At 64.9% G+C, this 296-nt stretch carries 1 pseudogene; it reads right to left on the bottom strand.

Annotated elements, in window-relative coordinates:
* Positions 1-81: 81 nt before the first annotated feature.
* Positions 82-296: pseudogene (locus A3730_RS08250) on the bottom strand (hypothetical protein); the annotation flags it as partial.

Raw genomic sequence — 296 nt, 5'->3', positions numbered from 1 at the left:
TCGCCCAGTGTCTGCGGGCGGCGGATCAGGGCTGAGCCCCGGTCGGCCTCCCTTTGCGAGGCCGGATGACAGCGGGCCGGATCACAGATCGCGTATGGGGATCAGGTTCGGCGGTGCGGGCGGCGGGGTGTTTTCTGGCACCGTGGCCGGGCGCACGGTTTCGGCCTGGCGCTGGCGCATTTCCTGCTGTTCGTTTTCCAGATAGCGCGCTTCTGCACTCAGAGCATTGAGCCCCCGGTTTTCGTCGCTGGTATCGAGCTCCACCGGTGATTGCAGGTACAAGGAGTCCATTTCCT

Source organism: Alcanivorax sp. HI0044 (assembly GCF_001634945.1).
The sequence above is the reverse complement of the archived record's forward strand: the minus strand, read 5'-3'. Positions and strand labels throughout refer to the sequence as shown.